The organism is Enterobacter sp. MGH 4 (genome assembly GCF_000534735.1).
GTDB classification, from domain to species: Bacteria; Pseudomonadota; Gammaproteobacteria; order Enterobacterales; family Enterobacteriaceae; genus Enterobacter; species Enterobacter intestinihominis.
Genome location: NZ_KI973297.1, coordinates 248,490 through 257,232, shown reverse-complemented (window position 1 = coordinate 257,232; position 8,743 = coordinate 248,490). Strand labels below are relative to the sequence as shown.

5 protein-coding genes and 2 rRNA genes are annotated in these 8,743 nt (G+C 53.7%); 4 read left to right on the top strand and 3 right to left on the bottom strand.

The genetic code is table 11. The annotated features are described in order from the left end of the window. Positions 1 to 25 precede the first annotated feature (25 nt). The 4 genes from L350_RS01725 to birA all read left to right on the top strand — a co-directional run bounded on the left by L350_RS01725 (position 26) and on the right by birA (position 5,240). Positions 26 to 2,931, top strand: a 23S ribosomal RNA gene (locus tag L350_RS01725). Between the two features lie 71 nt (positions 2,932 to 3,002). Beyond that, positions 3,003 to 3,118 (top strand): 5S ribosomal RNA (gene rrf / locus L350_RS01730). A 134-nt stretch (positions 3,119 to 3,252) separates the two neighbouring features. Next, positions 3,253 to 4,281 carry a UDP-N-acetylmuramate dehydrogenase gene (gene murB / locus L350_RS01735; RefSeq protein WP_023307159.1) on the top strand — a complete coding sequence of 343 codons (1,029 nt, stop codon included), beginning with the start codon at positions 3,253 to 3,255 and terminating at the stop codon, positions 4,279 to 4,281. Continuing rightward, positions 4,278 to 5,240, top strand: a complete 963-nt coding sequence (gene birA / locus L350_RS01740; RefSeq protein WP_003861169.1) for a bifunctional biotin--[acetyl-CoA-carboxylase] ligase/biotin operon repressor BirA — start codon at positions 4,278 to 4,280, stop codon at positions 5,238 to 5,240. Before murB ends, birA begins: the two co-directional genes overlap by 4 nt. A gap of 33 nt (positions 5,241 to 5,273) precedes the next feature. Here birA and bcsG read toward each other — a convergent pair whose 3' ends face one another. From bcsG to bcsE, 3 genes are read right to left on the bottom strand one after another with little or no spacing between them, the layout of a single operon-like run. Further along, positions 5,274 to 6,953 carry a cellulose biosynthesis protein BcsG gene (gene bcsG, locus L350_RS01745; protein WP_023298844.1) on the bottom strand — a complete coding sequence of 560 codons (1,680 nt, stop codon included), beginning with the start codon at positions 6,951 to 6,953 and terminating at the stop codon, positions 5,274 to 5,276. Next, the gene (bcsF, locus tag L350_RS01750; RefSeq protein WP_022649733.1) at positions 6,946 to 7,140 is read right to left on the bottom strand and encodes a cellulose biosynthesis protein BcsF; all 195 of its coding nucleotides are present in this window, start codon (positions 7,138 to 7,140) and stop codon (positions 6,946 to 6,948) included. The genes bcsG and bcsF overlap by 8 nt, the downstream gene beginning before the upstream one ends. Continuing rightward, entirely contained in the window at positions 7,137 to 8,699 is a 1,563-nt protein-coding gene (gene bcsE / locus L350_RS01755) for a cellulose biosynthesis c-di-GMP-binding protein BcsE (RefSeq protein WP_032626886.1), read from the bottom strand. The genes bcsF and bcsE overlap by 4 nt, the downstream gene beginning before the upstream one ends. Positions 8,700 to 8,743: the final 44 nt, after the last annotated feature.

Genomic DNA, 8,743 nt, shown 5'->3' with positions numbered 1-8,743 from the left:
GAAGTGAAACATCTTCGGGTTGTGAGGTTAAGCGACTAAGCGTACACGGTGGATGCCCTGGCAGTCAGAGGCGATGAAGGACGTGCTAATCTGCGAAAAGCGCCGGCGAGGTGATATGAACCTTTGACCCGGCGATGTCCGAATGGGGAAACCCAGTGCAATCCGTTGCACTATCGTTAACTGAATACATAGGTTAACGAGGCGAACCGGGGGAACTGAAACATCTAAGTACCCCGAGGAAAAGAAATCAACCGAGATTCCCCCAGTAGCGGCGAGCGAACGGGGAGCAGCCCGGAGTCTGAATCAGCTTGTGTGTTAGTGGAACGGTCTGGAAAGTCCGACGGTACAGGGTGATAGTCCCGTACACGAAAGCACACATGCTGTGAACTCGAAGAGTAGGGCGGGACACGTGGTATCCTGTCTGAATATGGGGGGACCATCCTCCAAGGCTAAATACTCCTGACTGACCGATAGTGAACCAGTACCGTGAGGGAAAGGCGAAAAGAACCCCGGCGAGGGGAGTGAAAAAGAACCTGAAACCGTGTACGTACAAGCAGTGGGAGCCTCTTTATGGGGTGACTGCGTACCTTTTGTATAATGGGTCAGCGACTTATATTCTGTAGCAAGGTTAACCGTATAGGGGAGCCGAAGGGAAACCGAGTCTTAACTGGGCGTTAAGTTGCAGGGTATAGACCCGAAACCCGGTGATCTAGCCATGGGCAGGTTGAAGGTTGGGTAACACTAACTGGAGGACCGAACCGACTAATGTTGAAAAATTAGCGGATGACCTGTGGCTGGGGGTGAAAGGCCAATCAAACCGGGAGATAGCTGGTTCTCCCCGAAAGCTATTTAGGTAGCGCCTCGTGAACTCATCTTCGGGGGTAGAGCACTGTTTCGGCTAGGGGGCCATCCCGGCTTACCAACCCGATGCAAACTACGAATACCGAAGAATGTTATCACGGGAGACACACGGCGGGTGCTAACGTCCGTCGTGAAGAGGGAAACAACCCAGACCGCCAGCTAAGGTCCCAAAGTCATGGTTAAGTGGGAAACGATGTGGGAAGGCACAGACAGCCAGGATGTTGGCTTAGAAGCAGCCATCATTTAAAGAAAGCGTAATAGCTCACTGGTCGAGTCGGCCTGCGCGGAAGATGTAACGGGGCTAAACCATGCACCGAAGCTGCGGCAGCGACGCTTATGCGTTGTTGGGTAGGGGAGCGTTCTGTAAGCCGTTGAAGGTGTCCTGTGAGGGGTGCTGGAGGTATCAGAAGTGCGAATGCTGACATAAGTAACGATAAAGCGGGTGAAAAGCCCGCTCGCCGGAAGACCAAGGGTTCCTGTCCAACGTTAATCGGGGCAGGGTGAGTCGACCCCTAAGGCGAGGCCGAAAGGCGTAGTCGATGGGAAACAGGTTAATATTCCTGTACTTGGTGTTACTGCGAAGGGGGGACGGAGAAGGCTATGTCAGCCGGGCGACGGTTGTCCCGGTTTAAGCATGTAGGCGGAGGTTCCAGGTAAATCCGGTACCTTGTTAACGCTGAGGTGTGATGACGAGGCACTACGGTGCTGAAGTGATAAATGCCCTGCTTCCAGGAAAAGCCTCTAAGCATCAGGTAACACGAAATCGTACCCCAAACCGACACAGGTGGTCAGGTAGAGAATACCAAGGCGCTTGAGAGAACTCGGGTGAAGGAACTAGGCAAAATGGTGCCGTAACTTCGGGAGAAGGCACGCTGATATGTAGGTGAGGTCCCTGCGGACGGAGCTGAAATCAGTCGAAGATACCAGCTGGCTGCAACTGTTTATTAAAAACACAGCACTGTGCAAACACGAAAGTGGACGTATACGGTGTGACGCCTGCCCGGTGCCGGAAGGTTAATTGATGGGGTTAGCGGCAACGCGAAGCTCTTGATCGAAGCCCCGGTAAACGGCGGCCGTAACTATAACGGTCCTAAGGTAGCGAAATTCCTTGTCGGGTAAGTTCCGACCTGCACGAATGGCGTAATGATGGCCAGGCTGTCTCCACCCGAGACTCAGTGAAATTGAACTCGCTGTGAAGATGCAGTGTACCCGCGGCAAGACGGAAAGACCCCGTGAACCTTTACTATAGCTTGACACTGAACACTGGTCCTTGATGTGTAGGATAGGTGGGAGGCTTTGAAGCGTGGACGCCAGTCTGCGTGGAGCCAACCTTGAAATACCACCCTTTAATGGCTGGTGTTCTAACGTAGACCCGTAATCCGGGTTGCGGACAGTGTCTGGTGGGTAGTTTGACTGGGGCGGTCTCCTCCCAAAGAGTAACGGAGGAGCACGAAGGTTGGCTAATCCTGGTCGGACATCAGGAGGTTAGTGCAATGGCATAAGCCAGCTTGACTGCGAGCGTGACGGCGCGAGCAGGTGCGAAAGCAGGTCATAGTGATCCGGTGGTTCTGAATGGAAGGGCCATCGCTCAACGGATAAAAGGTACTCCGGGGATAACAGGCTGATACCGCCCAAGAGTTCATATCGACGGCGGTGTTTGGCACCTCGATGTCGGCTCATCACATCCTGGGGCTGAAGTAGGTCCCAAGGGTATGGCTGTTCGCCATTTAAAGTGGTACGCGAGCTGGGTTTAGAACGTCGTGAGACAGTTCGGTCCCTATCTGCCGTGGGCGCTGGAGAATTGAGGGGGGCTGCTCCTAGTACGAGAGGACCGGAGTGGACGCATCACTGGTGTTCGGGTTGTCATGCCAATGGCACTGCCCGGTAGCTAAATGCGGAAGAGATAAGTGCTGAAAGCATCTAAGCACGAAACTTGCCCCGAGATGAGTTCTCCCTGAGACTTTAAGTCTCCTGAAGGAACGTTGAAGACGACGACGTTGATAGGTCGGGTGTGTAAGCGCAGCGATGCGTTGAGCTAACCGATACTAATGAACCGTGAGGCTTAACCTTACAACGCCGAAGCTGTTTTGGCGAAGAGAGACAGACACGATTTTCAGCCTGATACAGATTAACAGAATTTGCCTGGCGGCTTTAGCGCGGTGGTCCCACCTGACCCCATGCCGAACTCAGAAGTGAAACGCCGTAGCGCCGATGGTAGTGTGGGGTCTCCCCATGTGAGAGTAGGGAACTGCCAGGCATCAAACAAGTGAAGAGGCCATCCGAAAGGATGGCCTTTTTGCGTTTCTGCACCTGCTTCCTTTCCATAAACTAATCACCCATCCCTTCGTATATACGGTAAACTATCCCGGTTTTTGCATCAGGATAGCGTCTATGAATCACTCCCTTAAGCCCTGGAATACCTTTGGTATTCAACGGAATGCTAATCAAATTGTACGTGCCGACAGTGCTCAGCAGTTGCTGAATGCCTGGCAAAACGCAACAGAAAACGGTGAACCCGTACTTATTCTGGGCGAAGGAAGTAATGTCCTGTTTCTCGATGATTTTGCGGGGACGGTAATCGTTAATCGCATCATGGGGATTGAGCGTAAAGAGAGCGCTGACAGCTGGCATTTACACGTGGGTGCTGGCGAAAACTGGCACCATCTGGTGCAATATACCCTTGAAAAAGGGATGCCCGGACTGGAAAACCTGGCCCTCATCCCGGGCTGTGCAGGATCATCTCCTATTCAAAACATCGGTGCCTACGGCATTGAACTGAAACACGTCTGCGAATATGTCGACTGCATCGAACTCGCGACCGGAACGGCGAAGCGTTTGACCGCAGAGCAGTGCCGCTTTGGCTATCGCGACAGCATTTTCAAGCACGACTATCAGGATCGTTTTGTCATTGTGGCCGTTGGCCTGCGTCTGGCGAAAGCATGGAAACCCGTTCTGACTTACGGCGATCTGGCCCGTCTCGATCCGGCTACCGTCACACCGCGTGAGGTTTTTGATTCCGTTTGCCACATGCGAATGACCAAGCTACCGGACCCGAAAGTTAACGGAAATGCGGGCAGTTTCTTCAAAAATCCGGTGATCGGCAGCGAAAATGCGAAAGCGTTTCTCGCAGGCTGGCCAACGGCCCCGCATTATCCTCAGGCGGATGGCAGCGTAAAGCTGGCCGCAGGCTGGCTTATCGATCAATGTGAATTAAAAGGTACTACGCTTGGTGGCGCTGCTGTTCATCGTCAGCAGGCGCTGGTACTGATCAACCAGTCCAACGCGACAAGTGAGGATGTCGTCAACCTGGCGCACCATGTTCGCCAGCGTGTGGGCGAAAAATTTAACGTCTGGCTGGAGCCTGAAGTTCGCTTTATTGGCCGAACGGGCGAAGTGAATGCCGTGGAGACCATTGCGTGAAGGACAATACTATTCCGTTAACTCTCATCGGTATTCTTGCTGATGGCGAGTTTCATTCTGGCGAGCAGCTGGGCGAACAGCTGGGCATGAGCCGCGCTGCCATCAATAAACATATTCAAACGCTCCGCGACTGGGGCGTGGATGTGTTTACGGTACCGGGAAAAGGCTACAGCCTGCCGGAACCAATCCAGTTACTGAATGAAGAGATCATCCGCAGCCAGATTGGACACGGTAACGTCGCGGTATTGCCGGTCATTGATTCGACGAACCAGTATCTGCTGGATCGCCTGAGCGAGCTGAAATCCGGTGATGCCTGCGTTGCCGAGTACCAACAGGCAGGACGTGGCCGCCGGGGGCGTAAGTGGTTTTCGCCATTTGGCGCCAACCTCTACCTTTCCATGTACTGGCGGCTTGAACAGGGGCCAGCTGCGGCCATCGGGCTGAGCCTGGTCATCGGCATTGTGATGGCAGAGGTGCTGCACGATCTGGGTGCCGATCAGGTGCGGGTAAAATGGCCCAACGATCTGTATCTCAACGATCGAAAGCTGGCGGGGATCCTGGTCGAACTGACGGGAAAAACAGGCGATGCCGCACAGATCGTCATTGGGGCGGGGCTGAACATGGTGATGCGAAACGTGCAGAACGATGTCGTGAACCAGGCCTGGACCAACCTGCAGGAAGCGGGGATCACCATCGATCGCAATACGCTTGCCGTCCGCATGATCAATGAGTTGCGTAGTTCGCTGACGCTCTTTGAACAAGAGGGGTTAGCGCCATTCCTGTCCCGCTGGGAAAAGCTGGATAACTTTATTAACCGACCGGTGAAGCTGCTGATTGGGGATAAAGAGATTTACGGCACATCACGCGGCATTGACGCGCAGGGCGCGTTGCTGCTTGAACAGGATGGCGTGATTAAGCCCTGGGTGGGCGGTGAAATTTCGTTACGAAGTGCAGAGTAACCCTCTCCCCACAGGGGGAGAGGGTGTAGCAGGTCACTGCGGATACGGCACCCAATCCCCGGCATTCAGCCGGACATAAGGCTTATTCTGATACTGGATCACCACCGCATTGGCGTTTTCCGATACCTCCGCCGTCTGCGGCAGCCCGCTGGTGAGCTGATCCCAGTTCACGCTATCTTCCACAAACAGCTTACCGTCTACAGCGCGAGCAACCAGTTCCGAGATGGCCAGATAGCTGCTTGGCTGGGTGATCTCAACTGGCGCGCCCTGATGCGGTGCCTTCATGCCAAAGAACTTAATCCCGGCCGGAACGTTTGTGATGGACGGGCTTGGGATATCGCGCAGACCAGACACCTGCATCCTGTCGCCTTTCAGCGCTCCACCATGTTCCGGGACCACCACCACCATCACTTTACGACCTGATTTTTCCAGCTCGTTAAAGAACGCGTTCAGCTCGTCAAAGAACTTCTGCGCACGGGCCTTGTAATCGGCCGTTTTGCTTACGCCCGGATAATGGTTCCCGTCGTGAAGCGGCAGCGTATTATAGAACGTCGCGCTACGCGTCCCTTCCTCTTTACCGACGGTGTCAAACCAGCGCTGAAGTACGGCGGTATCGTCATAGACCGGCGAGCCATCGAAGCCCAGTAACGTCACTGGCAGCCCTTTCTGGTCCATCAGTGGGGCCTGCATGCCACCCTGTTCACGCACTTCTTTCAGGAAGTTACCGAACTGACCGTTATGACCCATCATCAGGTGTTGGGTAAAGCCCAGTTTTGCCAGGTTATCAAACAGGTAACACTGGTTAGCTGCCGGCTGGTAGAGGTTCTTATGCGAGGGCTGCCCACAGCTCGCGCGCAGCAGGCGGATAGCCGCTGGGCCGCTGTACGACGTGGCCGAGTTGAAGTCTTTGAACTGAATATCGAAATGCGACCACAGCGGGTGCGACATCAAACCAGCCGCGTCAACGTCAGCCCAGGACAGAGAACAGATGTTAATGACCAGCAACTCAAACGGCTGAGCATCGGCAGGCAGCGCGTCCGGGAATTTCGTCTGGCGCTTATCTTCCGCAGCGTAAAAACTGGAGAGCCACGCGTTCAGGTTCGTGGATGTCGGCGGCGCCGTCTGCGCTGGAATATCCCCAACCACAGGCGTATCCCCTGCTGTCGCGACGGTAGCGGCGGCGGAACCGCCCGTGGTGGTTACGGTTGTCGTCGGCTGACCGGCTGGCCACAGCGAGAAGCTCGGGCCCGTCAGCGTCAGTACGTTTAGCCAGATCATAATCGCGACGACAAACACCGTCACCCGGATCCACTGAGACAGGAACAGCCAGGCAACCAGCAGGACAAATACCGCGCCAATCATCTGCCAGTTAATAAAGCGCTCAACCAGATCGAGCATATAGTCCGCACTGAAACCTGCGACCTGGGAACCCTGGCTCATAATGCTTTCGGGGCCGGGTAGCCAGGTATCATGCCAGAACAGGGCGAAACCGATAGGGATAGCAATCCAGTGACGTATACGGTGCAGCCTGAGATTCGGGATTGGCATCAGCAGGAATGCCATAAACACCAGATTAAGCAGCGGGTGGAAATTAAGATAGCCTGCCCACAGCAGACCAAACTTCACCAGAAAGTAGAAATTCCAGCCGGACAGACCGCGCCAGTATTGCCAGAGTGGCGATGGCGCTGAAGAGGTATAGGTAGAATTAGTCATGTTTTCGGTTTGCCTTGACGTTTGAAGCGCGAGTCAGTGTTCCGGCGGGTTTAATATAGCGAGGTTTGACGAACAGTAATCTGATCGTATCGCGAATACGGCGCAGGGAATGGCGTGCATAGTAGCCAAGCGGCAAAAAAATCAGCGCGCACAGAACAACCAGTTGGATGATATCGCTGATATTCATAATGGAACGCTCTCCTTGTTCTCATCCATTAAGCGTAGCGGCTCAGGAACCCGACGCCATACATGCCCGTCATGTTTCGCGTTCAGAACCGGTTTGGCACCACTTGTTACAGGCAATGGTTTGGCCCATTTTTCAGGTGCCAGGGCTCGCATCTGGACAAGCTCAGCGCTGATCAAATTATCTTCAAACCAGACCATGCGGTTCGAGAAAATATCCCCGGTAGGCAGCGGGAAGATATGGTTCAGGGCGGTATCCAGATCGTTCACCCGGCAGAAGGAGAGGAACAGCACCAGGCGATTATCGCCAATGGTCATGATATCCCCGATACGATTAGGGCGGCACAAGGTGAGCGCCTGCTCAACGCGAATGCCCGGCACAGGACGCAGGGCAACCATCACCCCTTTTCCGTCTGCCGGTAAAAGCGTATTGCTCATCATGTTGCCCACCGCATCGCAGAAGGTGTCCCATTTCTGGTAGCCACGCAGTTTCATCGGCTGCGTCATTGAAAGCAGGGTGCTGATATCTTCCGGAACATATCGATTAAACTGCTGGCCCTGAATGCTTTCGATCAGCGTCAGACAGCGCGACAGGGGAGCATTCCAGGGAATGACCATATTCGCGCCGCAGCCCAGTAATAAGCGCTCATCGGTGGCGCGCAGGCTGGTATTATTTTCACGTACCACGATTTTTAATGCGCTGCCGCGCTGGCGACGTAATGTGTGAATGTGCCGTGCCAGCGTTTCGATTTGGTTATTCTGGATCAACGAGAAGATAATGGTCGCCGCCTGCGTGGTGCGCGCCTCATCAAATAAGGCCTCGTTAGTTTCGAACAGTGACCAATGCTCAGACAGTGCAGGCGCACCTTCCAGTACCGCAATATGACTCAGAACGCGCTTTTCATCACTGCGTGGCTGAACCACCGTCTCTTCCTGTTGAGCAAGATGCCACTCGTCCCCGACATTTTTGAGGGTAAGCTGCTGTCGGGAGCTCACCCCTTTTTCATTGCACCAGAAAGCCACGTCGTAAAGATGGCTGTCAGTCTGGACACGAATACTGGCCAGGCCATAGAGGGAACGGTATTCACTCATTAAAAGTGAAAAAAGTTTGTCGTTATTACTGCCCGGGTTAACAACCAATAAGGTGCAATTTTGATTTTTTGCCCATCTGCTGATTCTTCCCAGCCATTTCAGCAGTTTTTCAGACGGGATATTTTGTAGACCGTTTTGAGAACATTTAAGAATCAGTAAATAGTGTTCAGGAACAATAGAGCACTGAATATCGCGGGGCAAAAAGTATAAACTGTCGGCCTCCGCTGGCATGGAAAATAATCGTACTGTCTGGGGTCCACGGTCAGTTTCGAGCTTGATGATTGACTTTGGCTCATCGCCCATCGTAATGACGGCCACGCGGTAATCCTTACCCTGCGCCGCTATCGTCTGGTTTACCAGACTGATGGCATCTTCATTACGATCCGTATTAACCCACCAGACTCCTCCGACTGGCATGTGGCGCAATTCGTCCCATAATGACTGGATGCCAATAGAAAATATGGAGTCCACGGTGTCCCTCTTTTCGTCGAATTTCTATGTCTCTCAGTTTACTA

Bases quoted from the DNA above. Each gene is read 5' to 3' on its own strand.
- bcsG (WP_023298844.1), bottom strand. From the start codon at position 6,953: ATGACTAATTCTACCTATACCTCTTCAGCGCCATCGCCACTCTGGCAA.
- bcsF (WP_022649733.1), bottom strand. From the start codon at position 7,140: ATGAATATCAGCGATATCATCCAACTGGTTGTTCTGTGCGCGCTGATT.
- murB (WP_023307159.1), top strand. From the start codon at position 3,253: ATGAATCACTCCCTTAAGCCCTGGAATACCTTTGGTATTCAACGGAAT.